At 63.2% G+C, this 25,309-nt stretch carries 29 protein-coding genes and 2 pseudogenes; 13 read left to right on the top strand and 18 right to left on the bottom strand.

Annotated elements, in window-relative coordinates; all coding sequences use genetic code 11:
- Positions 1-1,747, top strand: a 1,747-nt coding sequence (locus tag FCU66_RS23595; protein WP_246093995.1) for an OmpA family protein, incomplete at its 5' end; no start/stop codon positions are given.
- A gap of 320 nt (positions 1,748-2,067) precedes the next feature.
- Positions 2,068-2,581: pseudogene (locus FCU66_RS23590) on the top strand (TIGR00645 family protein).
- A 120-nt stretch (positions 2,582-2,701) separates the two neighbouring features.
- Here FCU66_RS23590 and FCU66_RS23585 read toward each other — a convergent pair.
- Positions 2,702-3,568 carry an SDR family oxidoreductase gene (locus tag FCU66_RS23585; RefSeq protein WP_136617960.1) on the bottom strand — a complete coding sequence of 289 codons (867 nt, stop codon included), beginning with the start codon at positions 3,566-3,568 and terminating at the stop codon, positions 2,702-2,704.
- A gap of 137 nt (positions 3,569-3,705) precedes the next feature.
- Here FCU66_RS23585 and FCU66_RS23580 point away from each other — a divergent pair, with 137 nt between their 5' ends.
- The gene (locus tag FCU66_RS23580) at positions 3,706-3,972 is read left to right on the top strand and encodes a type II toxin-antitoxin system VapB family antitoxin (protein ID WP_136617961.1); all 267 of its coding nucleotides are present in this window, start codon (positions 3,706-3,708) and stop codon (positions 3,970-3,972) included.
- Between the two features lie 247 nt (positions 3,973-4,219).
- Here FCU66_RS23580 and FCU66_RS23570 read toward each other — a convergent pair whose 3' ends face one another.
- Complete coding sequence (locus FCU66_RS23570) at positions 4,220-4,849, bottom strand: helix-turn-helix transcriptional regulator (RefSeq protein ID WP_136617962.1); 630 nt, start codon at positions 4,847-4,849, stop codon at positions 4,220-4,222.
- Positions 4,850-4,857: 8 nt separating this feature from the next.
- Positions 4,858-5,730, bottom strand: a complete 873-nt coding sequence (locus FCU66_RS23565; protein WP_136617963.1) for a S1C family serine protease — start codon at positions 5,728-5,730, stop codon at positions 4,858-4,860.
- A 168-nt stretch (positions 5,731-5,898) separates the two neighbouring features.
- Between FCU66_RS23565 and FCU66_RS23560 the strand changes: the two genes are divergently transcribed.
- On the top strand, positions 5,899-6,864 hold the full coding sequence (locus tag FCU66_RS23560) for a S1C family serine protease (protein ID WP_136617964.1): 966 nt from the start codon (positions 5,899-5,901) through the stop codon (positions 6,862-6,864).
- A gap of 10 nt (positions 6,865-6,874) precedes the next feature.
- Here FCU66_RS23560 and FCU66_RS23555 read toward each other — a convergent pair whose 3' ends face one another.
- Entirely contained in the window at positions 6,875-7,300 is a 426-nt protein-coding gene (locus FCU66_RS23555) for a VOC family protein (protein WP_136617965.1), read from the bottom strand.
- Positions 7,301-7,366: 66 nt separating this feature from the next.
- On the opposite strand from FCU66_RS23555, the gene FCU66_RS23550 reads away from it, so the two are divergent.
- The gene (locus FCU66_RS23550; protein ID WP_136617966.1) at positions 7,367-7,993 is read left to right on the top strand and encodes a TetR/AcrR family transcriptional regulator; all 627 of its coding nucleotides are present in this window, start codon (positions 7,367-7,369) and stop codon (positions 7,991-7,993) included.
- Here the strand turns inward: FCU66_RS23550 and FCU66_RS23545 are convergent.
- On the bottom strand, positions 7,938-8,882 hold the full coding sequence (locus FCU66_RS23545) for a LysR family transcriptional regulator (protein ID WP_136617967.1): 945 nt from the start codon (positions 8,880-8,882) through the stop codon (positions 7,938-7,940). The two genes, FCU66_RS23550 and FCU66_RS23545, sit on opposite strands and share 56 nt — an antisense overlap.
- Positions 8,883-8,991: 109 nt before the next feature.
- On the opposite strand from FCU66_RS23545, the gene FCU66_RS23540 reads away from it, so the two are divergent.
- From FCU66_RS23540 to FCU66_RS23530, 3 genes are all read left to right on the top strand, one after another.
- Positions 8,992-9,627, top strand: coding sequence for an FMN-dependent NADH-azoreductase (locus FCU66_RS23540; protein WP_136617968.1), 636 nt, complete (start codon positions 8,992-8,994; stop codon positions 9,625-9,627).
- Positions 9,628-9,811: 184 nt separating this feature from the next.
- Positions 9,812-10,051, top strand: a complete 240-nt coding sequence (locus FCU66_RS23535; protein WP_136617969.1) for a CopG family ribbon-helix-helix protein — start codon at positions 9,812-9,814, stop codon at positions 10,049-10,051.
- Between the two features lie 2 nt (positions 10,052-10,053).
- Complete coding sequence (locus tag FCU66_RS23530; protein ID WP_136617970.1) at positions 10,054-10,347, top strand: type II toxin-antitoxin system RelE/ParE family toxin; 294 nt, start codon at positions 10,054-10,056, stop codon at positions 10,345-10,347.
- A gap of 23 nt (positions 10,348-10,370) precedes the next feature.
- Here FCU66_RS23530 and FCU66_RS23525 read toward each other — a convergent pair whose 3' ends face one another.
- Both FCU66_RS23525 and FCU66_RS23520 read right to left on the bottom strand, forming a co-directional pair.
- Positions 10,371-10,670, bottom strand: a complete 300-nt coding sequence (locus FCU66_RS23525; protein WP_136617971.1) for an AzlD family protein — start codon at positions 10,668-10,670, stop codon at positions 10,371-10,373.
- Positions 10,667-11,401 carry an AzlC family ABC transporter permease gene (locus tag FCU66_RS23520; RefSeq protein ID WP_136617972.1) on the bottom strand — a complete coding sequence of 245 codons (735 nt, stop codon included), beginning with the start codon at positions 11,399-11,401 and terminating at the stop codon, positions 10,667-10,669. Before FCU66_RS23520 ends, FCU66_RS23525 begins: the two co-directional genes overlap by 4 nt.
- Before the next feature lie 172 nt (positions 11,402-11,573).
- On the opposite strand from FCU66_RS23520, the gene FCU66_RS23515 reads away from it, so the two are divergent.
- Positions 11,574-12,032, top strand: a complete 459-nt coding sequence (locus FCU66_RS23515) for an Lrp/AsnC family transcriptional regulator (protein ID WP_013530158.1) — start codon at positions 11,574-11,576, stop codon at positions 12,030-12,032.
- A 188-nt stretch (positions 12,033-12,220) separates the two neighbouring features.
- Positions 12,221-13,423, top strand: coding sequence for an MFS transporter (locus FCU66_RS23510; protein ID WP_136617973.1), 1,203 nt, complete (start codon positions 12,221-12,223; stop codon positions 13,421-13,423).
- A gap of 227 nt (positions 13,424-13,650) precedes the next feature.
- Here FCU66_RS23510 and FCU66_RS23505 read toward each other — a convergent pair whose 3' ends face one another.
- The gene (locus FCU66_RS23505) at positions 13,651-15,654 is read right to left on the bottom strand and encodes a BTAD domain-containing putative transcriptional regulator (protein ID WP_136618023.1); all 2,004 of its coding nucleotides are present in this window, start codon (positions 15,652-15,654) and stop codon (positions 13,651-13,653) included.
- Positions 15,655-15,825: 171 nt separating this feature from the next.
- On the opposite strand from FCU66_RS23505, the gene FCU66_RS23500 reads away from it, so the two are divergent.
- Positions 15,826-16,068, top strand: a complete 243-nt coding sequence (locus FCU66_RS23500) for a YjiS-like domain-containing protein (RefSeq protein WP_136617974.1) — start codon at positions 15,826-15,828, stop codon at positions 16,066-16,068.
- Positions 16,069-16,285: 217 nt separating this feature from the next.
- On the opposite strand, the pseudogene FCU66_RS42035 reads toward FCU66_RS23500, so the two are convergent.
- The 5 genes and pseudogenes from FCU66_RS42035 to FCU66_RS23475 form a co-directional block, all read right to left on the bottom strand.
- Positions 16,286-16,459 (bottom strand): annotated as a pseudogene (locus tag FCU66_RS42035) (HlyU family transcriptional regulator); the annotation flags it as partial.
- Positions 16,460-16,567: 108 nt separating this feature from the next.
- Positions 16,568-17,008, bottom strand: coding sequence for a lipid-binding SYLF domain-containing protein (locus FCU66_RS23490; protein ID WP_136617976.1), 441 nt, complete (start codon positions 17,006-17,008; stop codon positions 16,568-16,570).
- Between the two features lie 135 nt (positions 17,009-17,143).
- Entirely contained in the window at positions 17,144-17,626 is a 483-nt protein-coding gene (gene greA, locus FCU66_RS23485) for a transcription elongation factor GreA (RefSeq protein ID WP_136617977.1), read from the bottom strand.
- 104 nt (positions 17,627-17,730) lie between these two features.
- Positions 17,731-18,027 carry an HlyU family transcriptional regulator gene (locus FCU66_RS23480; protein WP_136617978.1) on the bottom strand — a complete coding sequence of 99 codons (297 nt, stop codon included), beginning with the start codon at positions 18,025-18,027 and terminating at the stop codon, positions 17,731-17,733.
- A 113-nt stretch (positions 18,028-18,140) separates the two neighbouring features.
- Entirely contained in the window at positions 18,141-18,818 is a 678-nt protein-coding gene (locus FCU66_RS23475; protein ID WP_136617979.1) for a PadR family transcriptional regulator, read from the bottom strand.
- Between the two features lie 272 nt (positions 18,819-19,090).
- Between FCU66_RS23475 and FCU66_RS23470 the strand changes: the two genes are divergently transcribed.
- Positions 19,091-19,348, top strand: coding sequence for a DUF2798 domain-containing protein (locus FCU66_RS23470; protein ID WP_136617980.1), 258 nt, complete (start codon positions 19,091-19,093; stop codon positions 19,346-19,348).
- Between the two features lie 67 nt (positions 19,349-19,415).
- On the opposite strand, the gene FCU66_RS23465 is transcribed toward FCU66_RS23470, so the two are convergent.
- The 4 genes from FCU66_RS23465 to FCU66_RS23450 all read right to left on the bottom strand — a co-directional run bounded on the left by FCU66_RS23465 (position 19,416) and on the right by FCU66_RS23450 (position 21,545).
- Positions 19,416-19,784 (bottom strand): thiol-disulfide oxidoreductase DCC family protein, encoded by a 369-nt coding sequence (locus tag FCU66_RS23465; RefSeq protein ID WP_136617981.1) that lies wholly within the window; start codon positions 19,782-19,784, stop codon positions 19,416-19,418.
- The gene (locus FCU66_RS23460; protein WP_136617982.1) at positions 19,785-20,849 is read right to left on the bottom strand and encodes a DMT family transporter; all 1,065 of its coding nucleotides are present in this window, start codon (positions 20,847-20,849) and stop codon (positions 19,785-19,787) included.
- A gap of 26 nt (positions 20,850-20,875) precedes the next feature.
- On the bottom strand, positions 20,876-21,145 hold the full coding sequence (locus FCU66_RS23455) for a putative hemolysin (RefSeq protein WP_136617983.1): 270 nt from the start codon (positions 21,143-21,145) through the stop codon (positions 20,876-20,878).
- A gap of 106 nt (positions 21,146-21,251) precedes the next feature.
- Positions 21,252-21,545 (bottom strand): GYD domain-containing protein, encoded by a 294-nt coding sequence (locus FCU66_RS23450; RefSeq protein ID WP_128288901.1) that lies wholly within the window; start codon positions 21,543-21,545, stop codon positions 21,252-21,254.
- 328 nt (positions 21,546-21,873) lie between these two features.
- Here FCU66_RS23450 and FCU66_RS23445 point away from each other — a divergent pair, with 328 nt between their 5' ends.
- On the top strand, positions 21,874-22,929 hold the full coding sequence (locus FCU66_RS23445; RefSeq protein ID WP_136617984.1) for a TauD/TfdA family dioxygenase: 1,056 nt from the start codon (positions 21,874-21,876) through the stop codon (positions 22,927-22,929).
- A gap of 71 nt (positions 22,930-23,000) precedes the next feature.
- Here FCU66_RS23445 and rpoD read toward each other — a convergent pair whose 3' ends face one another.
- The gene (gene rpoD / locus FCU66_RS23440; RefSeq protein ID WP_136617985.1) at positions 23,001-25,022 is read right to left on the bottom strand and encodes an RNA polymerase sigma factor RpoD; all 2,022 of its coding nucleotides are present in this window, start codon (positions 25,020-25,022) and stop codon (positions 23,001-23,003) included.
- Between the last annotated feature and the right edge of the window lie 287 nt (positions 25,023-25,309).

Raw genomic sequence — 25,309 nt, 5'->3', positions numbered from 1 at the left:
CGAGGAACAGCTGCCGCGCAGGAAAAAGCGCGACCAGCAGCAGCAGCAGACCGAACAGGCGCCGGCCGAACAGGCCGCTCCGGCCGCCGAGGAACAGCTGCCGCGCAGGAAAAAGCGTGATCAGCAGCAGCAGACCGAGCAGGCGCCGGCCGAACAGGTCGCTCCAGCCGCCGAGGAACAGCTGCCGCGCAAGAAGAAGCGTGATCAGCAGCAGCAGACCGAGCAGGCGCCGGCAGGCCAGGCAGAACCGGCCAACGACAATCAGCCCAAGCCTCGCAAGAAGAAGCAGGACCAGCAGGCCGAGCCTGAAGTCGCCCCGACGCCGAAGGAAGCTCCCGCTGGAGAGGCGACGGCCCCCGCCGGCGAACAGCCTGCGGCCCAGGGCGAGCAGCCCCAGGACAAGACCAAGAAGCACGGCAGGAAACCGGTCGGCGAGCAGCCGGCCACCGGTGAGCAACCTGCCAATGGCGAGAAGCCCGCGACCGGCGAACAACCCGCCACCGGCAAGCAGCCGGCCAATGGCGAGGCGGCAGCACCAGTCCAGGGCGAAAACCCTGTGCAGGGCGAAGCACCTGCCGATCCCAACGCTGCCCCCATCCTGGACAGCCAGAAGGATGCCGAGCGCAAGGGCGGCGGCCGGAAACATGGCGACAAGAACGGCCAGCAGAATGGCGAGCAGCAGAATGGTGGGCAGAATGCCCAGCAGGGCGGCGATCAGGGTCAGAAGCCGGTGGCCGCTCCCGTCGACCAGGGCCCGCCTCCGACCGACGACAAGGCCGCACAGCAGGAGATCAAGCCCGAGAAGATGGTTCCGGTGACAGAGGAAAAAGGCAAGCGTCTTGATCGTGCGCCCGACGAGAACATCCGCGACCGCCGCCGCCCCAAGGGCGTCGACGTGCTCAAGGAGATCGGCGACCGCGTCATCATCCAGCTCGGCGGCCAGACCATCGTCCAGAGCAATGACGGCCCGCGCATGAATCGCGGTGCCAAGGACGTCTACTACGAAGATCTGCCGCAAGGCCGCACACGCGAGACGGTCGAGCGCGGCAATGGCGTCCAGATCGTCACCATCCGCAACCGCTACGGCGATGTCATCCAGCGTTCGCGCATCACGCCTGATGGTCGCGAATATGTGCTGAGCTATGTCGACGAGCAGGACTATCAGGATGAGGGCGACTGGCGCGATCCCGGCGACGACCTGCCGCCGATGCGGCTGACCATCCCGCGCCGGGAGTACATCCTCGATTCCGAGGATGTCGAGAGCCCGGACGACTATTACGACTTCCTCGAACAGCCGCCGGTGGAGAAGGTCCAGCGTCTTTATTCGATCGACGAGGTCAAGCGTTCGGCCCGCGTGCGCGACATCGCACGGCGCGTCGATCTCGACACGCTCAACTTCGAATTCGGCTCGGCCTCGATCTCCGACACCGAGGTGCAGAAGCTTGAGGGCGTCGCCACCGCTATGGAAAGACTGTTGAAGAAGAACCCGGCCGAGACCTTCCTGATCGAAGGTCATACCGACGCCGTCGGCACGCCGGAGGCGAACCTCGCTCTGTCCGACCGCCGGGCCGAAGCGGTGGCGGAGGCCCTGACCAACGCCTTCGGCATCCCGCCGGAGAATCTGACGACACAGGGCTATGGCGAGGAGTATCTGAAGGTCAACACCGCGGCGCCCCACCGCGAGAACCGGCGCGTCGCCATCCGCCGCATCACATCGCTGGTGGCGCCTGTGGCCAGCAACAATTAGGTCATGATTTCAAAACCATGACCTGGTTTGTGGAATCAGTACGAGAAGCATCCATCCCCGGCTCTGCCGGGGATGGATCGACCTTCCGGGTTCAACAAGAATTGTACCGGTATGCAATCGGGCTCATTGAATCGAAGGCGCACCTACCCCAGATTCAGGGCTGGGCGTTCCCTGCCCCGTCCCGACTCCAGCGGGACGCATTGAGCCCCGCCGGACCCTCTCCGGCGGGGTTTTTTGTTTTGCGAACTTTGTCTTGCAAACCGGGGCGACCTGACCGAAATACGGCTTGCTGCCCGTAGAGAGCCAACCGGAACCACCTCATGAAGCGTCTTGAACTCGCCATCGAATCGATCATTCTCGCTTCGCTGGCTGCTGGTCGTCTTCTATCTCGGACTGGGCGTGGCGCTGGCCATCTATGCGCTGTCCTTTGGCAAGAAGCTTTATGAGTTCGTCACCGTGGCCTTCACGCTCGGCGACACCGACACCATCCTGAAGATGCTCGGGCTGATCGATGCCGCACTGGTCGCCTCGCTGGTGGTGATGGTCATTATCTCGGGCTACGAGAACTTCGTCAGCCGCTTTGACGACCAGGACGGCGGCGTGCACTGGCTGGGCACGATCGATGTCGGCTCGCTGAAGGTCAAAGTTGCCTCGACCATCGTCGCCATCTCCTCCATCTACCTGCTGCAGGTGTTTTTGGACTCGTCGTCCTACACCGCCGACCAGTTGATGTGGCTGACCATCATCCACCTCGCCTTCGTCGTCTCGGCCTTCATGCTCGCCTATATCGACCGGCTGATGGGCCTGAGCAAAGGCAAGAAGGACGAGGCGTGAGGCAACTCCCTTCTCCCCGTCACCATATGGGGAGGTAAGAAGCGGTCCGCGCGGCGGGCTTTTCGAGCGACGAACGCCGGCAGGTGGATGAGGGGCAGCGCCGGTAGGGCGTGATTTCCGTCAGTAGATGCTTTTGACCTTCGTGCCCGAATTGGCAAACACCTCGTCCGGGACAAAAAAGTCTCCAGCCAGCGGCCCGGTCGCATCAGGCGCATAGATCGAAAAGTCGCTGACGCCCTCGGCGCGCAGCACCTCCTCGTCGATGTAGAAATTGCCTGATGCCTCGCGCGCCGACCGCATGAAGATGGCATGCGCGGCATCGGCCATGATGTCGGGCAAACGGCTCATCGCCGCCACCGTCGCGCCGCCCAGCAGATTGCGCACCGCCGCCGTATCGATGGTCGAGATCGGCCACAGTGAATTGACCGCAATGCCGTCCTTGGCGAACTCCGCACTCATGCCCAGCGTACACATCGACATGCCGAACTTGGCCATCGTGTAGGCGACGTGGTTCTTGAACCACTTGGCCTTCATGTCGAGCGGCGGCGCCAGATTCAGGATGTGAGCATTTTGCGCCAACTTCAGGTGCGGAATGCACATTTTGGACACCAGGAAGGTGCCGCGCGTGTTGATCTGATGCATCAGATCGTAGCGCTTCATGTTGGTCTCCAGCGTACCGGTGAGCTGGATGGCGCTGGCATTGTTGACGCAGATGTCGATACCGCCGAACTTTTCCACGGTCCTGGCGACCGCCTCGGCCACCTGGGCTTCCTCACGGATGTCGCACAGCACAGGCAGTGCCTTGCCGCCGGCCTGCTCGATCTCTTCGGCCGCCGTATAGATCGTGCCCGGCAGCTTCGGATGCGGTTCGGCGGTCTTGGCCGCGATCGTCACATTGGCGCCGTCGCGTGCCGCGCGCAGCGCGATCGCCAGCCCGATGCCGCGCGACCCGCCGGAGATGAACAGCGTCTTTCCCTTGAGCGACATTTTTCCTCCGCCTGCATAGTATGGTTGTTTGTGATCCTTGCTCGTGGCGAAGCGGGATACAAGAGCTTGCTACGGGAAGCCATGGTGACGCTGCGGAGGGTTGGGTATATATTCCGTACAGAATGGTAGACCATCAAATGGCCTTGTCGATTAAGAATGCGGAGATCTCGCTACTGGCGCGTCAACTCGCCAGCAGCCGCGGCGTGTCGGCGACGGAGGCGATCCGGCAGAACCTCGAAAACGAGATTGCTCGCGAAAGCATGGTGTCTCGGTCGGGAGAATCTGAGCTGATCGTCAAGCTTCGGGAAATTTCTGAGCGAGCAGGTCGAATACCAAAGCGCGACCACCCGATGACGGAAGACGAGATACTCGGTTACGACGAGTTCGGAATCCCGACCAGATGATGCATACCTCATCCGCAACGTCGCGCCGCCCCTCATTGCCCTGCCGGGCATTTCTCCCCGTATAGTGACGGGGAGAAAGACGCCGTAATCGTCGCTTTCGCCAATCATCAACGTTCCAGAAGCAAGCGTCAACGGCGCGGCATCTTCCTTCTCCCCGTCACTATACGGGGAGAAGGTGCCGGCAGGCGGATGAGGGGCGGCGCAGACTTGGCAATGTTCGCCCAGTTCCTGCCCCTGGACATCATCCCTAAACCAGCACCAGCCCCTGCCGCATCGCAATGGCAATCGCGTCGGTGCGGTTGGCCGCACCGAGCTTGATCAGGATTGCGGCGACGTGGAACTTCGCCGTGTGCACGGAGATGTTGAGCCGCCGCGCGATCACCTTGTTGGGCGCACCCTCGGCCAGCAACGCCAGCACTTCCGCCTCGCGCGGCGACAGCGAAGGCCGGACGGCATGCTCGTCGGAGGCTTCATCCTCGAACGGCTCGCCATCGCCGGTATGGAAATGCTCATGACGACCGCTTCTGCCGTCGCCCGATACGCGATAGCCGGCCGCGGCCAGCCGCGCCGCCGCGGCGATCAACAAATCGTCCGCGCCCGCGGGCATGACGGCCAACACCTCACCGGCGGGCCGCTCGACATTGGCGCGTCCCGACAACAGCACCCGTGGAACGGCGGCCGGCACGGCATCACCGCTGCTGTCGTCAACGATGGCGACATCGGCTCTGCCGGCCACGACCGGCAACAGGTCTTCGCTCACAGCAAGCGAGGCCGCCAGGCGCTCGGCGCGCCCCGCATCGCCAAGCGCAATCAGCACCACCAGCCGCCGCGAGACGGCGCCGTCATGCATGATCCGATCACTGGTGAGCGTGTCCATCAATCCTCTCAGGAAAGCGGCTTTTCGCCGATTGTCAGCGCGACATCGCGCTGTTCACCGCCACGCACCACGCCGAGCGTCACCGAAGCGCCGGCGCTGTCGGGTCCAAGCCTGCGGATCAGCTCGCGCGGGCCATGCACGGCCTCGCCGTTCCACGCCACGATGATGTCGCCGAGCGAGAGACCGGCGGCCTTGGCGGGACCATCGTCATCGAGGCTCATCACCATCGCGCCCCGCGCGTCGCGATCGCGCACCGGATGCAGGCCGGCGCCGAGATAGCCGCGCGCGACATGGCCCTTTTCGCGCAAGGTCGCGACCGCTCGCTCGATCGTCTCGTAAGGCATCACCAGTGCCCTGTGGCGCGGTCCGAACAACAGCATGCCGATCAGCGCGCCCTTGGCATCGAGCACCGGGCCGCCCTCGAAACGGCCGCCGGCGCCGACGGCAAGATTGATGCGCCGGTCGATGGTGCCGCCGCGCATCGAGCGCCAGGCCGGACCGACTTCGCCGACAGAACCTGAGACGGCCAAAGCGGAACCATCGCTGTTGCCGATGGCGATGGCGAGATTGCCGGGCCGTACCGCATCGGCCTTGGCCAACGGCGCGGCGCTGACGGTAGTGGCCGGCCTCAACAGGGCAACCCCGGTCGAAGGATCGCGGCCGATCAGTTCGGCCTTCACCGTCTCGCCCGAGGCCAGCACCAGCTCGATCTCCTCGCCGGCCTCGACGGCCTCTTCGGCGGTGACGAAATAGCCGTCACGCCAGTGGAAGGCGCTTGCCGTGCGGTGATGATGCGTGGCGAAACTCGCCGTTGCTGGCGCCGCCTTGGCGGCGAGATCGGCGATGGCTTCCGAAAACGCACTCAGATTGAAATCGGTCATATTGGTCTCCTGGGTTCATCCATGCCCCAGATATCGCTCGACAGCGCGCTTGGAGGTACTCGCCTGACGGCTAGTTGCTGGTTTGACTGGCCATCTGGTCAGGTCGCGGCGGTTCCAGCCGCTCCGCACATATAGTCACGATCAAGCCTGAAAACACGGAGCCCTTCCATGGCCCTCGCCGCCGCCAAGTTCCAATCCAACGACACATTGGCCGACGACACATTGCTCGACGCCTATTCGACGACGGTCGCCGACGCCGTCGATCGTATCGGGCCGGCCGTCTGCCGCATCGAGCGCATTGGGGGTCAGGGCGGCCATGGCTCCGGCTTCGTCATCGCGCCGGACGGTTTGGTCGTCACCAATTTCCATGTCGTCGGCGATGCCAGGACAGTGCGCGTCTCGATGCCTGACGGATCGTCCAGCGAAGGCCGCGTGCTCGGCCGCGACCCCGACACCGACATCGCGCTGGTGCGCGCCGATGGCAGTTTTGCCGATGTCGCGCCGCTGGGCGATTCCAAGCGGCTGCGGCGCGGCCAGATCGCCATTGCCATCGGCAATCCTCTGGGCTTCGAATGGACCGTCACCTCCGGCGTCGTCTCGGCGCTGGGCCGCTCGATGCGCGCCTCGACCGGCCGGCTGATCGACGACGTCATCCAGACCGACGCAGCGCTCAACCCCGGCAATTCCGGCGGGCCGCTGGTGTCGTCGGCCGGCGAGGTCATCGGCGTCAACACCGCCATGATCCATGGCGCGCAAGGTATCGCCTTTGCGGTCGCCTCCAACACCGCCAATTTCGTCATTTCGGAGATCATCCGTTTCGGCCGCGTGCGCCGCGCCTTCATCGGCATTTCGGCCGACACCACCAATTTGCCGCGCCGGGCAGCACTGCTGTCGCAAGTGTCGACCAGCACGGCGGTGCGGCTGCGCAGCGTCGAGAAGGATGGCCCGGCGGCCAAGGCCGGCCTCAAGGAGGGCGACATCATCGCCGCCATCGACGGCCGTCCTGTCACCGGCGTCGACGACCTCGTGCGCATGCTCGACGCCGAACGCATCGGCCGCGAAACACTGTGCACCGTCGTGCGCCGCACCGGCGTCAGCCAGGTAACGGTGACGCCGGTGGCAAGAGCGAGCTGAGACGGGGCGCTCAGGCTCCCGCCGCCCCCTCCGCATATTGCGCCAGAAACTCCTCGCTGGGCAGGATCGGCTTGATGACGTCGATCAGCACGCCGTTGGGATCTTTGGTGATGAAATGGCGCTGGCCGAAGGGTTCGTCGCGTAGAGAACGCAGGATCGGCAGGCCGGCGGCAACGACCTGTTCATAGACCGCGTCCGGGTCGCGAACCTCGAAATTGATCAGCAGACCCGAGGTGCGGCCCCGCCCCTCTTCCGGGATCGTTTCGTGGTCGCCCTGGACGATGCCCAGGTTGACGCGTTTGTTGTCCACCGATTGCAGATGCACGTACCAGTCGCTCTCAAACAGCGGCTGGAAGCCGAAATGCTTGACATAAAAAGCCGCCGTCCCGGCGACGTCGCTGGTCATCAACACCGGGTAATAGCTCGTGGTCTTCATCTTTCCTTCTCCCGTCGACTAACATACAGTCTGCATGTAAATTGAATTAACATACAGGCTGCATGTATGCAACAGGAAGCCGCACGCCGCTCCAACCGCGACCGCACCGAAGCGACGCGCGCCGACCTGATTGCCGCGGCGCGAAAGCTGTTTACGGAAAAATCCTATGCCGAGACTGGCACGCCGGAGATCGTTGCCGCCGCCGGCGTCACGCGCGGCGCGCTCTACCATCACTTCGCCGACAAGCAGGCGCTGTTTGCCGCCGTGGTCGAGCGGGAGGCGGCAGCTGTCGCCGAGGAGATCGAGCACGCCTCGCCGCCATCGCTCGATGCGCGCGATGCACTGATTGCCGGCTCCGATGCCTATCTCGCCGCCATGCGCGCACCCGGCCGCACGCGGCTGTTGCTGCTCGACGGGCCGGCCGTGCTCGGCCGAGCCGCCATGGACGCGATCGACAACCGCCACGGCAACCGCTCGCTGCGCGAGGGGCTGGTCGCGGCAATGCGGGCGCAGACGATGACGAGATTGCCGGCGGAGGCGCTGACCGCACTGCTCGGCGCAGCCTTCGACCGGGCCGCCCTGGCGATCGAGGCCGGCGCCTCGGCCGAGGATTACCGCGCCGTTCTCATGGCGCTGATCAAGGGACTGTCTCCGGCTCCTCCTCAGGCACCTCGCCCGGCTCGAACTCGTTGAAGCAGCCGAGTTGGCGCTTGAACTGGTCGATCAGCCAGGCCGCCGCCGGCTTCGGGCTGCGATCGTTGCGATGCATGGCAAACAGCGGCGAACTCACCTCCCTGAAGGACTCGAGGTCGAGCTCCACCAAACGGCCGCTCGCCAGATCGTCGGCGATCAGCCAGCGCGGCAGCCCGCCCCAGCCCAGCCCCTCGCGCATCAGCGTATGCTTGGTGCGCAGATCCGTCAGCCGCCAGGTGCGGTAGGCAAAGACGCCAAAGTCGCGCCCCTTGGTGCGCTCCGACTGGTCGGTGACGACAAGCTGCGTGTGTTCGCGCGCATCTTCGATCGCCACCGGTTTCGGCAGCAGTGCCAGCGGGTGGGTGGGGGCGGAAGCCAGCACCATCGACATGAAGCCGATGCGCACAAGATGCACGTCGACCTCGCCCAGCAGGCCGCCAATGCCGAGATCGGCCTGTCCATTGACGACGTGATCCGGGATCAATCCAAGCGAGCCGATATGCAGGCGCAGCATCACGGTCGGGAACTGCGCCTCGAATGCCTTCAGCACCCGAACCAGCACCGGCGAGGGCAGCGCAGAATCAACCGACAGAGCCACTTCGGCCTCCAAACCCTGATGGTGGCCGTCGACGCGCGAGCGCATGCGCTGCAGCACGCCGACCATGCGCCGTGCGTCCTCCAGCATCGCCCGGCCGATCCCGGTCAATTGCGGCTCGCGCGTGCCCTCGCGCTCGAACAGTTTCAGGCCGAGTTGCGCCTCGAGATTGGCGATGCCGTAGCTGATGACGGACTGCGCCCGGTTGAGCTTGCGGCCGGCGGCCGAGAAACTACCGGTTTCGGCGACTGCCACAAAGATCTGAAGTTGGTCGAGCGTCGGGTTGGGCTGCATCACTGTATCTATTTTGTTGATGGATCGTATAGGAAATATACCAGTTTATCGAATGGGTCGATAGCCCCATATGTGGCGGGACAATTCAATTCCACTGGAGAGACCCGCTATGTCCATTCTTCTTGTAACCTCGAGCCCCCGCGGCGCTGCCTCGCACTCGACCCGCATTGCCACCGAATTCGCCGAGAAGCTGCTTGCCGCGGACCCGTCAAACACGCTTGTCGTGCGCGACCTCGTCGCCAACCCGCTGCCGCATATAGACGCCGACTATGCCAGCGGCATCTACACGCCGGCCGAAGCCCGCACTCCCCGCCAGGCCGAAGTGGTCGGCGTTTCCGATGTCGTGCTCGACGAGCTGTTCGCAGCCGACACGGTGATCCTCGCCACCGGCTTCATCAACTTCAACATCTCCTCGACGCTGAAGTCGTGGGTCGATCACATCGCCCGCTCCGGCAAGAGCTTTGCCTATGGCGAAAACGGCCCCAAGGGCCTCGTCACCGGCAAGAAGGTCTATATCGTGCTCGCTTCCGGCGGCATCTATTCGGAAGGTGCTGCCGTGCAGTTCGATCACGCCATTCCCTATCTGCGCGGCGTGCTCGGTTTCCTCGGCATGACCGATGTCGACGTCATCCGCATCGAAGGCGTCGGCATGGGCCCTGACGCGGTGACATCGGCGCTCGCCAAGGCGACCGCCAAGGTCGACGCCGTGGTGGCCGCCAGCCAGGGTATCGCGGCGGCGGCGTAAAGGCATAAAGACTTCGAGAAGGCGGGCGCTCCGGCGTCTGCCTTTTTCTTGCCGCGGCAGCCCTCGCTGCTTGCGTCCCGATGCAGCACAGAACCAGTAAGCGAGACGGCCTTTGGGGTACGGCAACCTTGACGAACCATTCTGGTTCACTGATAGTCATAGTGAACCAGGATGAATTACAACCATGGCCGCTTTTACCGTGCGCCTCCCCGATGACACGACAAACAGGCTCGACCAGCTTGCCGAAAAGCTCGACCGCTCGCGCTCTTATATGGCCGCCCAGGCCATTGAGGACTTTGTAGCCCGCCAGGAATGGCAGCTCGCCGAGATAGAGGCCGGATTGGCGGAGGCTGAGCGCGGTGAATTTGCCAATGAGCAAGAGTTGGCCGCCGTGATTGGGAAATACGTCAAGTCCGCCGGCTGATTATGGGCCGCAAGACAATCCGTTGGACCAAGCGGGCATTGCGTCGGCTTGACGAGATCGGCGCGCACATCGAGAAAGACAGCCCCGAAGCGTCCGCTCGTGTCATTGCCCGCATCTTGTCGGCGGCGGAACTGCTCACCGAACAGCCGGCCATGGGTCGCGTTGGGCGCATCAAAGCGACTCGAGAACTCGTTTTGGTCGATATTCCCTATATCATCCCCTATCGCGTAGGCAGAGATACTATCGAAATCCTTACCGTCATACACGCCGCCCAACAGTGGCCACAGGCCTTGTGAAACAACCAGCAATTGGCCTTTTGCTATCCCAAGAAATGCCGCAACAGCCCCGCCGCGCCGATCCCGATCAGCACGGTCGGCAGCATGGAAAGCCGTGTCGCAGCAACAAAAGTAATGGCCAGCGCCAGAAGGTCGGCCGGATTCCTCGACACGAAGGCCGGCGCGATGACCGAGATCAGCACGCAGCCGGGCGCCGCCTCCATCACCGCCGTGGCGCGGGCGCTGAGCGTGCGGTTGCGCAACACGACATAGCCGCCGATCCGGGTCAGGTAGGTAACGCCGGCCATCAGCACGATGGTGAGAAGGGTCGCTACGTCGATCATGCATCACCTGTCATCAGCCAGGCCGCGACCAGCCCCGATACCGCACCGGCGGCGACATACCAGGCGCCCGGGACGAAGAGATAAAACAGCGCCGCGACGACGAGGCTGACCAGCCACGGCCGCGCCGCGGCCATGCTCGTCCACATGCCGCGCATCAGCACCAGGAAGACCGCCGGAAACGCCATGTCGAAACCGTAGGTCTCGACATGGCCGAGCATCGGACCGAGCACGGCACCCAGCGTGGTGAAGACCACCCAGGTGAGATACATCGCCAGTGCCGCGCCCATATAATAGCGCGGGCTGAAGGCCGGCGTGATGCCTGCCGCTGCGCGCTGCCTGGCATCGGCCAAGCCCAGCGCCCAGCTTTCGTCGCACATAAAAAACAGCGCCGGAAAGACCTTGCGCCTCGGCAGATCGCGCAGGAACGGCGCCAGTGCCGCTCCCATCAGCAGATGACGGCTGTTGACCAGGAAGGTGATGGCGACGATGAGCACGATGTGCGGCGGCGACGTCCACAACTGGATCGCCGCGAATTCCGAGCCGCCGGCGAAGTTCAGCCCTGTCATCATGGACAATTCGACCGTGCTCAGCCCTTTCTGCGTGGCCTGGGCGCCGAGCACCAGCGCGTAAGGGATGGTGCCGAACAGCACCGGCGCGCATGACGTCACGCCACGGCGGAACTCGGATCCCGAACCATTGTCCGCCGCCTCGACTGCCTGTGAAATGCTCATGCTCTGCCATCGGCCGGCCTTAAGGCCGCCGCTTCCGGTTGCGTCTGGAATCTCGTGATGTCGGCGGCAAACATACCGGCACCGGCTCAAAATTTGGTTGCGAAGATTGTTGTATTTCACAAAATTTTGGCATTGAGTGTCACAGATTGCCAAATAGATGGAATACAAAGCCATGAAGCTGGATGAGATCGACAAGCGGATTCTGCGGGCGCTGCAACGCGACGGCCGCATGGCCAACAACGATCTGGCCAATGAGGTCGGCCTTTCGCCATCGCCTTGCCTGCGGCGCGTGAAGTTGCTGGAGGAAGCCGGTGTCATCGACCGCTACGTCGCCGTGCTCAACCCGGCCAGCATCGGCAAGGGCCTGACCTTCTTCACCCGCATCTGGCTGAAGACGCAGGACGAGGACACGATCGAACATTTCGCCACCGAAGTGGCCAAGCTGCCGCAGGTGATGGAGTGCTATTTGATGCTCGGCGACTGCGATGCCATGGTGCGCGTGGTGGCGGCCGGCATCGACGACTACCGTCGCTTCCAGTCGGAGCATCTGAGCCGCATCAAGGGCGTGCAGAACGTCAAGACGGACGTTCCCAGCCAGACGATCAAATACACGTCGGAACTGCCGATCTGAGCGCATGCCGCCCAAAAGTGCGAAGCGGTTTTGGGACAACGACATGCGTCCAAAAAGACCATGCCATCGAAAACGGAGCCATTTCAGACTGGATAAAAAATGCAACCGGATTGTAGGATCGGTCTCGGTGCCAGCGTCCTTCGGACGCAAGCAGCGCGCAGCGCTGCCCTCTGGCATGGGAGATTTGAATGAGCCTTTCCTATCGTTGGGTCATCGTCGCGGCTGGCGCGCTGATGTCCTGTGTCGCCATCGGGACGATGTTTTCGCTGGCGATCTTCCTCGAGCCGATGGCGATCGACACCAACTGGTCGCGCGCCGGCATTTCCAGCGCCATGACGCTGAATTTCCTGGTGATGGGCCTTGGCGGCTTCGCCTGGGGCGCCATTTCGGACCGTTTTGGCGCCCGCATCGTCGTGACGATCGGCGCGGTTCTGCTCGGGCTGGCGCTGGTGCTGGCCAGCCGCGCCGGTTCGCTGCTGAGCTTCCAGATCACCTATGGCGTGCTGGTCGGCCTCGCGGCAAGCGCCTTCTTCGCGCCGATGATCGCGCTGACCACCGGCTGGTTCGACACCAACCGCAGCCTAGCCGTCTCGCTGGTCTCGGCCGGCATGGGCGTGGCGCCGATGACGATCTCGCCCTTCGCCCGCTGGCTGATCTCAGCCTACGACTGGCGCACGGCCATGTTCGACATCGGCATCACCGCATGGGTGCTGTTGTTGCCGGCGGTGCTGCTGGTCCGCCAGCCGCCAAAGCCCGCAACAGCGGATGCGGGCTCGGCGCCGGCCGCCGAAGGCGCCGGTCTGACGGTCGGCCAGGCGCTGCGCTCGCCGCAATTCATCGTGCTGGGACTGACGTTCTTTGCCTGCTGCGCGGCGCATTCCGGGCCGATCTTCCACATGGTCAGCTATGCCATGCTGTGCGGCGTCGCGCCCATGGCGGCGGTCTCGATCTACAGCGTCGAGGGCCTGGCAGGCCTCGGCGGCCGGCTTTTCTACGGCGTGCTGGCCGACCGGCTGGGCGTCAAGCCGGTGCTGATCGCGGGCCTGGCGATCCAGGCCATCGTCATTGCCGCCTATCTCTCGATCAGCCGGCTCGATCAGTTCTACATGCTGGCCGTCATCTTCGGCGCCACCTATGGCGGCGTCATGCCGCTCTATGCGGTGCTGGCGCGCGAATATTTCGGCCAGCGCATCCTCGGCACCGTCTTCGGTGCCGCCACTATGCTGTCCAGCCTCGGCATGGCGCTGGGACCGCTGGCCGGCGGCATGGTGTTCGATGCCTACGCCAACTATTCCTGGCTGTTCATCGGCTCGGCCCTCATCGGCCTTGGCGCGGTGGGTATTGCGATCGCCTTTCCGCCACTGCCACGCAGGGAGTTTCAGCCGGCATAGCGGGCAACAGGAGTTGTGCTTGACGAAGCGAAGGTCTGCTTCTGACGTGAAGTCGACCTTCGCAAACCAAATCCTGCGTGACTGCTTTGCGCCTCAGATCAGACCTACGCCAAAAGCGGTCTTTGCGCCTAAGCGGGCATGGGGCCACGAAACCCGCCGCTCTGACAGCTGCTCCTGATCCTGAGTCGACTTCGGGAAATGATCGCTAGCCCGATTTCGCGGACAAGTCACTTTGGCAACCCGGCTTTCCTGAGGCCCTCGACGTACCGATCGCCGTCATCCGCTCGACGGAACGGGGGCAGCACGTCGGCGAGGTTCGAAAGCCGGAGGGTGGGATTGAGATCGCGCAGATGGGCGATCATTTCCTGTGCTTTCCCGAGCCGTCCCGCAAGGGCATGACTGGCCGCAATGACGCGCATCGCGCTCGCGTAGTTGGGCTGGGAGAGCAAGGACATTCTCGCCCACGAAACCGCGCTGTCGTAACGGCCACCGCAGAAGTGCGCCAGCGCAGTGCAAAACTGCCATGCGAACAGGCGCGGGTCCAACGGGCTGAGACGCATGGCAAGCGCTGCGTGTTCGACGGCCTCGTCCGATTCGCCCAGGCAGGCCTTCGCCCAACTGCTATAACCCCAAGCCGTAGCCAAATTCGGGTTGAGAACGAGCGCGCGGTCTATCCAGGCCGCACAGTCCTCAAGCTCCCCACCAATGTATCCCAGCACATATCCACCGTAAGACAGCGCGATCGCGTCGTCCCGCCCGAGCTCGACCGCCTTCCTGGCCAGTCGCATAGCTTCGGTAACCTCTTTTGCGCGATCGACCATCCAGCCGTTGCTCTTTCGGGTGACATAACATCGCGCCGCCCTGGCGTAGGCTATGGCGAACTCTCGGTCATGAGTGATCGCCTGCATAAAAAGCCGCAAAGCTTCGTCTATGGCCGCCCTGCTGGTGGCCGTGCGGTCAAAGACAGCCAGGCCGCGGAGATAGTAGTCATAGGCGTCCAAACTTTCGGTCGGCTTGCTCTTGGCACGCTCGATCTCCGCCTCCTCCACCTTCGGCGTTATGGCGCCAACTATGCTCGATGCGACCTGGTCCTGCAGATCGAACACGTCAGCCAGAGGTCCGTCAAAACGATCCGCCCATAGATGAGCGCCTGTCGAGGCGTCGATCAGTTGTGCACTGATGCGCAGACGCTCGCCAGCCCGGCGCACGCTTCCTTCGACGACGTAGCGCACGTTCAACTCACGCCCAACCTGCTTCGTGTCGACGGCCCGCCTCTTGTAAGTAAAGCTCGAATTTCGGGCGATGACGAACAGGTGGCGGAAGCGAGCGAGGGCGGTGATGATATCTTCCACGATGCCGTCAGCAAAATATTCCTGCTCGGCATCGCCGCTCAAATTCTGAAATGGCAGCACCGCGACCGACGGGCGGTCGTCTTGTTTCATCGGAGCCGGGATTGCCACCTGCTGCGACGTGATCTCGGAGACCGGAGCGATACGATGTTCGGCTTCTTCGCGCAATCGCAGGGCAGCGGCTAGGGAGTTGGTCTGCGCTTCCGGTTCCACGCCGAGCTGCTTTCTCAAGGCAGCCCGGCACAGCTCGAACTGGCGCAAGGCCAGGTTCTCGTGCCCCCGGTGAGCGTGGATGCGGATCAACGCTCGATGGGCGGCTTCCGTGGCAGGGTCTGAAGCGAGCAGCCTCTCCGCGAGCCTCTCGCAAGCTGCCGCTTCCGCCGAGCCGGGTGCAGCTTGTGCAAGACTGAGTTGCTCCACCAGTTGCAACGCCTTGCGCTGGTAGCTGCTTTGATATGGCCCAAACCACTCGTCCAGTCCTTCGGCCTCGCCCGCAAGCAATTCACCGTGATAGAGATCCGCAGCGATGGCAAGATCGGCGGCCTGGCCGGTCTCGAGCTTCAGATCGAAGATCGAGATGTCCGTTTCATCTGGATCGAAGATGAGCGCGACGGTGTCCTGATCCCCCTCGATCCGGATGTGGGCACTGCCGTCATTCGGGAAGGACCGCCTGATGTCGACAAGTGCCTGCCGCAGGCTGTTGCGCGCCTGAACATTGGCGCGGCCTGGCCACAACGCTTCGGAAATCTGCTCTCGCCGCAGGCCGCGACGGCCGGCCAGAACCAAGGCTGCCAAAAGCAGCGCAGCCTTGCGCGTGGCAAAGCGCACGGCCTGCCCACCTGGAGATATGACTTCTATACCGCCGAACAACCGGATGCGCACCATCGTCTCCAGACTTCGACCTGAACGGGAAAATAGCAAGTCTGTCGTTCGATTTAACGCAGATTTAGCGGCAGAGCGCCGGCCTTTTCCGTGTTGTTAGCGCGCCGCCCAACAGCCGCTAAGCGCCATGATGGCATGTTCCGAACGCGATCCAGGCAGCGGAGACGAACAATGGCTGAGATGACAACCCACCTCGAAGATCGCGCGCCGAAAAAGCGCGCGTTGTTATCCGGGCTGGCGAGCATAACAACGACGATTGCGGCTATCAGAAAGTGGCAGCGCGCTACGGCTACACGCAACGCATTGGCCGACTTGACTGCCGACCAGTTGCGGGACGTTGGCCTTCCTCAGCCTTCTCGGCCCGAACTGGTTGTCAAAGCCGGCCTTGTCACCAACCTGATCTCAATGCGTTAGCGGAGAAGATCCGACGCCTAGCGTCAAGAGCGCTCGGTCTCGAACTTTCAATTAGGGTTACGTCACGACAATACTCGAGCTGACTGAAAAGTCCGCTGTTGACGATCTGAGGCCAGAAGCTGCCAGTCAGCTTTCGGCCCGAAAGGCGGCATCAGAATACCTGCTCGTCAGTGACCGCTTCTGGCGCAAAGCACTTGCCGCATCGGCCAGCACCACCCTACCCGAAGATCCGCTCGCCCTGCTCGTCGACCAGTTGGATGCCCTTCTTGATCGAGATGTCGACGGCATCGTCGAGCCCGGCGAAGCTGTCGGCGCGGATGAAATTGTGTTTCCTCACCACGCTGTCTACCTCCTTGGAAACGACGCCGCAGGTCTGGACGCGACCGGCAGCATGAGCCCATCTCGGCCATTCCGGATTCGACGGCGCCTTGCTGAAAGCTGCCGTCGCATTTGGGCCTTTCAGGCCGGCTGCCAGCCCATTCAAGGACTGACGAGCCTTTTACTTCACCGTGATGGCCATACCGCTGAGATCGGCGTTGACTTGCAGGCCTACCTGCCTGCCTGTGAGTTCGAGTTGGGCGCCCTTGTCATTGGTCATGACGATCACCTGGGCGCCTTTGCCGAGCGCGCCGCCGCCGCCTGCCGCACCATAGACCCCCGTCACATCCCGGGCGCGCCTGATATGGCGCACTGTCCCGCGGAAATAGGTCTTCGAAACCCCGAAGGCGAGGCCGCCCGAGACGGCGCCGACCGAGATGGGGTAGCTGCGACCATGGAAGGTAAGCGTGCCCTCGCCTCCGGACCCACCCACGAAGAAGGCCGCCTTGTAGACGGCGAAGCGGATCGTGCCGCTGTCGGCATGCGCGGCGCTGGCGACGCTGACGGTCCCAGCGGCGATGGCGGCGACCGCGAGTGAACGAATTCTGGACGAAATCATCATGATGAGAGCTCCTCAAGGTGGCCGCTTGCCCAACGGCTGGGCTCGTCAGCGTGGTACCAAAGTTACAACTGAACAGTCTCGCCCGTCATTGGTTCCAGGCACTCGCCCCGGTCGTGCGCCATACCCGATGTCCAACTAGGAAATGGACAGGATCTCAAGTTCGCGCTGCCCCAGCTGGACAAAGTCGCCAACGGCTTTGCCAGTCAGCGCGATGGCAACCGGCGAACCATGCGATATGGAAGCTTGAGAGGGGTTGGCCTCATCCTCACCAACGATGCGGAAGGTCTGCGTGCGGCCATCATCACGCTTGAACGTAACCGTGTGCCCGAAGGCGATCACTTCATTGGACGTGGGCACCGACATAGGCTGAGCCGTACGGACGCGCTCGGCATAATAGCGCATATCCCGAACCGGAACCGCCGACTGCCGTCGCCTCTCATTGACATCTTCCAGCACGTTGGCGGCGTCGAGAGCGTGCTGAGCGCGAGCCAATTCAACCTGCAGCATCTTGAGGCCCGCCTCCGTGACGAGGTTGATCCGATCGGAGACAGGACGCGCCGGCAGGATGGTTTCCGATGCTGCCTCGGCGCTTTCCTCTTTGGCAAATGCTACGCTCAATGGTCGAGACTCTCTGCTTGCGGCCCACTGCCATCATTCGAGAAACTGGCGGCGCAATGACCGCTTCCGGCGCAAAGCCGACGTTCGTCGCCTCGGCCAGAACCCTACCCGAAAATCCGCTCGCCCTGCTCGTCGATCAGTTGCATGCCCTTCTTGATCGAAATGTCGACGGCGTCGTCGAGCCCGGCGAAGCGGTCGGCGCGGATGAATTTGTGTTCCTTCACCACGCCGTCGATCTCCTTGGAGACGATGCCGCAGGTCTGGTACTGGCCGTCCGCCTTGTAGGGCGTGGCGCTGATCAGGAAACCCTTGTGCTCGACCTGCTTGGCCGGCGCCGTGCTCTTCGGCTCACCCGCCTCGGCTCCGCCGCCACCGCCGAAAAGACGCTTCAGAAAAGACATCGGGCTTCCTCCAACAGCATTCATCCCGCATCATGTAGCGTGGCGCGGGATGAATTTCACTATCGGTCCTTGGCTTGGCGGGCAAGGGCTGCGCCCTGCCGTGCCGGAAGAACTTACTTGTGTGACAGCGCTTCCAGTGCCTCGGCGGCGGCTTCGAGGATGGCGATCGCCTCTGCCTGCATGTCAGCCGGGGCATCGACGAAGTCGCCGAGAGCCGCGCGCAGCCGGTGACGGACAGCGCGGAATTCGTCGCGTGCTTCCGAGCGCCCACCACGGCCGCCGCGGCGCCCGCCCTCTTCCGCCTCGTCGTTCCAGCCGAACCAGTCGCGCGCCTTGGCCATCTTGCGGCCGAAGCGCTCGAGATGTTCGAGCACGCCGTCGATCATCTCGCGGTTGTCGGCAAGATGCGCTTGGCCCGCCTCGGTGATCGAGAACACCTTCTTGTTGCCGTCGGCGGCGGAGGCGGCATAGCCGGCCTCTTCCAGGAAGGTCAGGGTCGGATAGACCACGCCCGGGCTCGGGCTGTAGATGCCGCTGGTGCGCTCTTCCAGCGCCTTGATGATGTCGTAGCCGTGGCGCGGCGCCTCGGCCAGCAGCGACAGCGTGATCAGCTTGAGGTCGCCGTCGGCCAGCATGCGGCCGGCGCGGAACATGTCGCCAGGGCCGCCGCGACCACCGCCACGGCCACCGTGCCCGAACGGACCGAAACCGCCGCCACGACCGCCGAATTTGCCGGCCATGTGCATGAACATGCGCTCGCCGAAATGATTGTTCCCAAAATGTTTGTGCATTGATTGCTCCTTGAGTTGTATCTTACGATATATCTTAATTAGGCACATGCTACCGACGAGTCAAGATATATCTTACGATGTATCTCGATATGACGCCAGAGGCTTGCTTTCACCGGAACGTGCCGCTAGAAGGCCCGCGAGCGCCTTGGCTGCTCCGTAAGCGTCTGACGTCAAGCAACGCATCCAACCCCGGTCTTTCCGGGCAATTTTGCCGGTCACCGGCGAAATGGATGCCAATGCGACGGACCGGACACTTCAGGGAAACTCCCAAAATGACTGCAAGACATCAGCGCAGGAAACTGCCTGCGCGCTATGCCGCTGTTCTCAGCCCGCTGGTGCTGTCGCTGTTGATGACCTTCATCGTCTCGTTCATCTCGACGCTGAAAAGCCTTGGCCTCCACCCCGACCTGCCCTCCATCTGGCTGACCGCCTGGGGCCTATCCTGGCTGGTGGCGTTTCCGACGCTGCTGCTGGTGTTGCCGGTGGTGCGCCGCATTGTCGGCGCGCTGTGCGAGCCGGCCAACCGATAGCTCGCACGAAAAAGGTCCGGAGATTGTCCTCCGGACCTTTGCACTTCTGGTCATCAATGACGAACTGCTACCAGCGACCCTTGCGCCGGTTCCAGGCATAGAGCAGGTCGGCGAAACGATCATAGGCAAAGCGTGTCAGCGGCAAGGCAACCGGATTGCCGAACAAAGTCGCCAGCCAGCCCTCGCCCGGCGTGACCTCCCACACGGCGATGGCAACGTCGGCGCCGACCAGCAGCCTGCCCGCCGCGTCGGTGGCGTGCAGCCGGCGGCGGATATCCTCAAGCGACGCGCCATGTCCGGCAAGCGCTGCCGGTTCAAAATTGATGTCTCGGAACTCGATCCGTCCGGCCTTGATCGCTTCAATCAGCCGCCGCTTCTGCCTGCTGATACCGGCATCGCAGACCGGGCAGCGCGTGTTGTACCAGACGGTCAGCATTTATCCGTGGCCATGCCTGTGGTGCAGGTCGGGATAATGCGGATGCCGGTGGCGCATCGGCGCATGCCGGTGCCAGTGCGAATGCGGCTCGCTCACCGGGCCATCATGATGGTGCTGGTGGTGCTCGTCATGCACATGGCTGTGCTCGTGTTCCAGTTCCTCGTGGTCGTGCTCGTGCTCATGGCGTTCCGACAGATGCAGCCAGAGGCCGACGCCCATCAGAAGCCCGGCAACCGCCAGCTTGAGCGTGACGGCGTCACCCAGGATGGCGATTGCCAGCAACGCACCAATAAAGGGCGCGAGCGAGTAGTAGGCCCCTGTCCGTGCCGTGCCGAGATGACGCAGCGCCACGATGAACATCACCAGGCTGACCCCAATGCCGAAGAAACCGACGGCCGCGGTGGCCGCAACGACCGACACCGGGGGAAACAAAGCCCCGCCGGCAAGCGCCAGCCCGACATTGACGACACCCGCCACCAACCCCTTGAGCATGGCGATCACCACCGGATCGGTGGCCGAGATCCTGCGCGTGAAATTGTTGTCGATGCCCCAGGCCACACAAGCTCCCGCCACCAGCAGGGCGCCACGGTTGAAGGCAATGCCCTCACCTTGCCACGACAAAAGAACGGCGCCCGCCAGAATGGCGAAGGCGCCAAGAAGCAGGCGCCGGTCGACATTCTCGCGATAGACGAGCCAGGCGATCGCCATCGTCGCCAACCCTTCCAGATTGAGCAGCAGCGCCGAACTGGACGCCGTGTTGAGGGTCAAACCGAACATCAGCAGCACCGGCGCGATAACGCCGCCCATGCCGATTGCCAGCGCCAGCCAGGGAATATCCCCAGCGGTCAGCTGCGCTTCCCCGGCTGCGGCCTGCCTGCCTCGAAGCAGGCGGTACAGAGCGAGGCCAAGACCAGCACCGAGATAGAGCAGCCCGGCCAGCATGAAGGGATTGACGCCCTCGAGCAGCAGCTTGCTGAGTGGCGGCGTCGCCCCGAACAAGACGGCCGAGCCAAGTGCGAGCGGCACGCCGGGCCACAGATGCGAATGGGAATGCGGGTCGGACATGATCTCACCCTACCATAGCGGGTGTGTCACTTGCGGCGCATGGCCGCCTTTGGCCCGACGCACTCGTTGTCGCGAAACAGCGCCCACTCCTCGCAAAGGCGCCCGTTGGGCAAGCCGCAGAATCCATACTCATTACCGGCCTTGTCCTTCCTGATCACCAGGCGCCCGCCGATCTCGCCACAATGGATGGATGCCGGATTGGCCATGCCGACCGGTTTTTGCGCGGCGGCGCCGGCGGCGAACGGCATCGACGATATCAAGGCAAGGCCGGTGGCCAATATCGAAACCGTCTTCATCGCGATCTCCCCGGCCGCATTCTATCACGGCGAAGCGTCCTGTCTTGCGGCAAAGCGCCACCAGGCCGGCACCGGCCAGCGACTTCGAGAAACCCTGCCGGTTGCTCTATCCGAGCGAGGTGATGATCTCGCGGTAGGCGAATTCGGGAAAGGCCTTCAGCGTCCGCGTCCTGACATTGCCGGCCGCCGCCAGCATCAGCGAGAAACGCGCCAGCACCGCGTCGTCGGGCGCCTCGACCACCGCCACCATGTCGTATTCGCCCATGGTCAGGTAGAACGCCTTGAACGATCCGCCCATGTCTCCCAGCTGCTTCCTGGCGGCGTCGAGCCGTTTCGGTGACTCGCGCACGTTTCTGGCGCCCTGCTCCGTCCAGTTCATCAGCACGATGTAGCTTGTCATGGCACACCTCCCTCCGGGGCCACGGAGCACGGCGTCACCACCGGGGCGGGCATCCGGGTTGTCGCCCAGAAAATGCATCCGACGCGAAAGTATCCTCCCGCGGCGACCGTCCCGCAAGGACTATCGCACCGGCGCCCGATTGCGGGGTGAAGGCGAGCCTCGCGCCAGGCGCCACGAAGGCGGCGGCATGGCGACGACCGCAAAACAGTCGGCGGCGACCTGGGAAAGCCGGTTTGAAAACCCGCCTGATTGCGGCAATCTCCGTCGTGGCCGTCAGTCGGGAAATCCCAGCCAATGTCCGCGACCGATCCAGCCGCAGGAGAGCTTCATGCGCGAGACCATCGAGCTGCCGCCGGGAAAGATCGAAAGTCCGGCCGCATGGACCGGCGAGGACATGGCGAAGCATCCGCAGAATTGGCTGGTCGAATTGGACCCGCGGGACGTTGCGGAATTGGAATCGGCGGCAACCGGCTTTCTCACCCGCTCGCAGGATATCGGCAATTTGACCAAGGCTGATTTCCCCTTGCCCCGGCTTGCCGGCCATCTTGCCGCGCTTCGCGAAAAACTCGTCGCAGGCATTGGGTTCGAGGTGCTTCGCGGTCTCCCGGTCGAGCGATACTCCGCGCCAATGGCGGCAACGATCTTCTGCGGGGTCGGCGCGCATCTGGGAAGCGCACGGTCCCAGAATGCCCAGGGCCATATCCTCGGCCATGTCCGCGACATAGGCGCCGACGCCAAGGACGCCACGACACGTATCTACCAGACGGCGGAGCGCCAGACGTTTCACACCGATTCCGCCGATGTCGTCGGTCTGCTCTGCTTGCAGGACGCCATGCAAGGCGGCGAGTCCCTGCTGGCAAGCACGGTGACGATCTACAACGAGATGCGCAAAAGACGGCCCGACCTGGTCCGCCTGCTGTTTGATCCGATCGCCACCGACCGGCGCGGCGAGATACCGGAAGGGGAGGAGCCGTATTTCGAAATCCCGGTCCTCAACTGGCATGCGGGATTGCTGACCGGCATCTATCAGCGCCAGTATATCGACAGTGCGCAGCGCTTCCCCGATGCCATGCGGCTCAGCGCCGCCCATGTCGAAGCGCTGGATCTCTTCGACAGCCTTGCCAATGACCCGAAATTAAACCTGTCGATGCGGCTTCGGCCGGGCGACATGCAGTTTGTCTACAATCATTCGCTGCTGCACGACCGCATGGGCTTTCGGGATTGGCCAGACCCGGACAGGCGGCGCCATATGCTGCGCCTGTGGCTATCGGTCTCGGGCGACCGTCCGCTGCCTGCGTGCTTCAGGCAGCGCTATGGCTCGATAGAGATCGGCGACAGGGGCGGCATCATCGTCAAGGGGACACGGCTGAACGTGCCGTTGTAAAAAAGCCCGGAACGGCGGACGCTCCGGGCCTTCGAATGAATTGAGCTGGCCGGCGATGCTGCCGTCCGAACTCAGCTGTCCAGGAAGCTGCGCAGCTTGCGCGAGCGACTCGGGTGCTTGAGCTTGCGCAGCGCCTTGGCTTCGATCTGGCGGATACGTTCGCGGGTGACCGAGAACTGCTGGCCGACTTCTTCCAGCGTGTGGTCGGTGTTCATGCCGATGCCGAAGCGCATGCGCAGAACGCGTTCCTCGCGCGGCGTGAGCGAGGCCAGCACGCGCGTGGTGGTCTCGCGCAGATTGGCCTGGATCGCCGCGTCGATCGGCAGGATCGCCATCTTGTCCTCGATGAAATCGCCCAGATGCGAATCCTCCTCGTCGCCGACCGGCGTTTCGAGCGAGATCGGCTCCTTGGCGATCTTCAGCACCTTGCGCACTTTTTCGAGCGGCATAGCGAGCTTTTCGGCCAGTTCTTCCGGCGTCGGCTCGCGGCCGATCTCGTGCAGCATCTGGCGCGAGGTGCGCACGATCTTGTTGATCGTCTCGATCATGTGCACCGGAATGCGGATGGTGCGCGCCTGATCGGCGATCGAACGCGTGATCGCCTGCCGGATCCACCACGTCGCGTAGGTCGAGAACTTGTAGCCGCGGCGGTATTCGAATTTGTCGACCGCCTTCATCAGGCCGATATTGCCTTCCTGGATCAGGTCGAGGAATTGCAGGCCGCGATTGGTGTATTTCTTGGCGATGGAGATGACGAGACGCAGATTGGCCTCGACCATTTCCTTCTTGGCGATCGCCGCTTCGCGCTCGCCCTTCTGCACTTGGTTGACGATCTTGCGGAATTCCAGGATCGAGATCGCCGTTTCGGTGGCGAGGTTCTGGATCTCGGCGCGCAGTTCGCGGATCGCGTCCTTCTCGTTCTTGGTGAATTCCTTCCAGCCGCGCGAGGTCAAATTGCCGATCGAGCGCGTCCAGTTCGGGTCGAGCTCGGAACCCTGATATTCCTTCAGGAACTCCTCGCGGCGCACGCCGTAGCTTTCGGCGAGCCTGAGCAGCTTGCCTTCGTTCTGCACCAGGCGCTTGTTGATGTCGTAGAGCTGCTCGACCAGCGCCTCGATGCGCGCCGTGTTGAGCGACAGCGACTTCACCGCCTTGATCAGCTGGTCCTTCAGCTCCTTCAGCCGGCGATCCTGGCTGGGCGACAGCGTGCCGGCCGCGGCCAGACGGTTCTCGACCTGCTGGTCCTGCAACTTGCGCAGCTTCTTGTAGGTGTCGGCGATGACGTCGAGCGTCTCCATCACCTGCGGGCGCAGTTCCGCTTCCATCGCCGCCAGCGACAGGCTCGCTTCGTCCTCGTCTTCCTCATCGTCATCGACCAGTCCGCGCGTGTCGGCGCCGACATTGGTGATGTCTTCTTCCTCGTCGCGCGAACGGCGCGGCTTGTCCTCGACCTTGGCTTCCTCGATGCGCTCGACCACCGGCGCCTGCTTGGCCTCGGGGCCGGCATAGGTGGCTTCGAGATCGATGATCTCGCGCAGCAGGATCTTGGATTCGTTGAGTTCGTCGCGCCAGATGATGATGGCCTGGAAGGTCAGCGGGCTTTCGCACAGGCCGGCGATCATCGTCTCGCGGCCGGCCTCGATGCGCTTGGCGATGGCGATTTCGCCCTCGCGCGACAAAAGCTCAACCGAGCCCATCTCGCGCAGATACATGCGCACCGGATCGTCGGTGCGATCGGTCGGTTCTTTCTTGGTGGTGGTGGCGGCGACCGCGGTGCCGGTCTGCTCAGCCAGCTCGTTGGCGTCTTCCTCGGCATCGGCAGCCGTGTCGGCGGCCTCGGGCTCCTCGCCCTGCTCGTCGTCCTCGACCACGTTGATGCCCATGTCGGACAGCATCGCCATCGTGTCCTCGATCTGCTCGGAGGTCACTTCCTCGGAAGGCAGCACCGAATTCAGCTCGTCCATGGTGACATAGCCGCGCTTCTTGGCGGCCTTGATCATCTTCTTGACAGCATCATCGGAAAGGTCGAGCAGAGGGCCATCGGTGGCGCCTTCGCGTTCGGTTTCGACCTCTTCCTTTTCCTTTGTCGCCATAGTCTTTATCTTCTCCTCGCGGCCGAACTTCGAAGCCGCGTAAGCTGTCGGACCAGTCAAATCGGATGCGCTCTTATGAAACGCGCTTCACCGGGCCAGTAACTGCATCAACTCGTCGTTTGGTGTATGTCGTTGCCCCAAAATCGGTTTCCCCTTTTGGGCGACATGCATTAAGTCCAGATTAACCCTGATATCTGTGGCAGGCAGGCTGCCTGTCCAGTGACCAGTACCCTCACATCGCTTATTTCCCGTCGACGCGGGTTCGGGTTAACGTTTCGAATCGTCCT

The sequence above is a fragment of the Mesorhizobium norvegicum genome (genome assembly GCF_004919685.1).
Taxonomy (GTDB): domain Bacteria; phylum Pseudomonadota; class Alphaproteobacteria; order Rhizobiales; family Rhizobiaceae; genus Mesorhizobium; species Mesorhizobium norvegicum.
Note: the sequence above shows the minus strand (reverse complement) of the source record. Positions and strands in the feature narration are given on the sequence as shown.

Coding starts and splice junctions, on each gene's coding strand:
- FCU66_RS23465 (WP_136617981.1), bottom strand. CDS start 19,784: ATGCTGACCGTCTGGTACAACACGCGCTGCCCGGTCTGCGATGCCGGT.
- FCU66_RS23460 (WP_136617982.1), bottom strand. CDS start 20,849: ATGTCCGACCCGCATTCCCATTCGCATCTGTGGCCCGGCGTGCCGCTC.
- FCU66_RS23445 (WP_136617984.1), top strand. CDS start 21,874: ATGCGCGAGACCATCGAGCTGCCGCCGGGAAAGATCGAAAGTCCGGCC.
- FCU66_RS23470 (WP_136617980.1), top strand. CDS start 19,091: ATGACTGCAAGACATCAGCGCAGGAAACTGCCTGCGCGCTATGCCGCT.
- FCU66_RS23520 (WP_136617972.1), bottom strand. CDS start 11,401: ATGAGCATTTCACAGGCAGTCGAGGCGGCGGACAATGGTTCGGGATCC.
- FCU66_RS23550 (WP_136617966.1), top strand. CDS start 7,367: ATGCAACAGGAAGCCGCACGCCGCTCCAACCGCGACCGCACCGAAGCG.
- FCU66_RS23540 (WP_136617968.1), top strand. CDS start 8,992: ATGTCCATTCTTCTTGTAACCTCGAGCCCCCGCGGCGCTGCCTCGCAC.
- FCU66_RS23570 (WP_136617962.1), bottom strand. CDS start 4,849: ATGGACACGCTCACCAGTGATCGGATCATGCATGACGGCGCCGTCTCG.
- FCU66_RS23500 (WP_136617974.1), top strand. CDS start 15,826: ATGGCTGAGATGACAACCCACCTCGAAGATCGCGCGCCGAAAAAGCGC.
- rpoD (WP_136617985.1), bottom strand. CDS start 25,022: ATGGCGACAAAGGAAAAGGAAGAGGTCGAAACCGAACGCGAAGGCGCC.
- FCU66_RS23555 (WP_136617965.1), bottom strand. CDS start 7,300: ATGAAGACCACGAGCTATTACCCGGTGTTGATGACCAGCGACGTCGCC.
- FCU66_RS23450 (WP_128288901.1), bottom strand. CDS start 21,545: ATGACAAGCTACATCGTGCTGATGAACTGGACGGAGCAGGGCGCCAGA.
- FCU66_RS23515 (WP_013530158.1), top strand. CDS start 11,574: ATGAAGCTGGATGAGATCGACAAGCGGATTCTGCGGGCGCTGCAACGC.
- FCU66_RS23530 (WP_136617970.1), top strand. CDS start 10,054: ATGGGCCGCAAGACAATCCGTTGGACCAAGCGGGCATTGCGTCGGCTT.
- FCU66_RS23510 (WP_136617973.1), top strand. CDS start 12,221: ATGAGCCTTTCCTATCGTTGGGTCATCGTCGCGGCTGGCGCGCTGATG.
- FCU66_RS23585 (WP_136617960.1), bottom strand. CDS start 3,568: ATGTCGCTCAAGGGAAAGACGCTGTTCATCTCCGGCGGGTCGCGCGGC.
- FCU66_RS23560 (WP_136617964.1), top strand. CDS start 5,899: ATGGCCCTCGCCGCCGCCAAGTTCCAATCCAACGACACATTGGCCGAC.
- FCU66_RS23455 (WP_136617983.1), bottom strand. CDS start 21,145: ATGAAGACGGTTTCGATATTGGCCACCGGCCTTGCCTTGATATCGTCG.
- FCU66_RS23480 (WP_136617978.1), bottom strand. CDS start 18,027: ATGTCTTTTCTGAAGCGTCTTTTCGGCGGTGGCGGCGGAGCCGAGGCG.
- FCU66_RS23545 (WP_136617967.1), bottom strand. CDS start 8,882: ATGCAGCCCAACCCGACGCTCGACCAACTTCAGATCTTTGTGGCAGTC.
- FCU66_RS23490 (WP_136617976.1), bottom strand. CDS start 17,008: ATGATGATTTCGTCCAGAATTCGTTCACTCGCGGTCGCCGCCATCGCC.
- FCU66_RS23525 (WP_136617971.1), bottom strand. CDS start 10,670: ATGATCGACGTAGCGACCCTTCTCACCATCGTGCTGATGGCCGGCGTT.
- FCU66_RS23535 (WP_136617969.1), top strand. CDS start 9,812: ATGGCCGCTTTTACCGTGCGCCTCCCCGATGACACGACAAACAGGCTC.
- FCU66_RS23580 (WP_136617961.1), top strand. CDS start 3,706: ATGGCCTTGTCGATTAAGAATGCGGAGATCTCGCTACTGGCGCGTCAA.
- FCU66_RS23475 (WP_136617979.1), bottom strand. CDS start 18,818: ATGCACAAACATTTTGGGAACAATCATTTCGGCGAGCGCATGTTCATG.
- FCU66_RS23565 (WP_136617963.1), bottom strand. CDS start 5,730: ATGACCGATTTCAATCTGAGTGCGTTTTCGGAAGCCATCGCCGATCTC.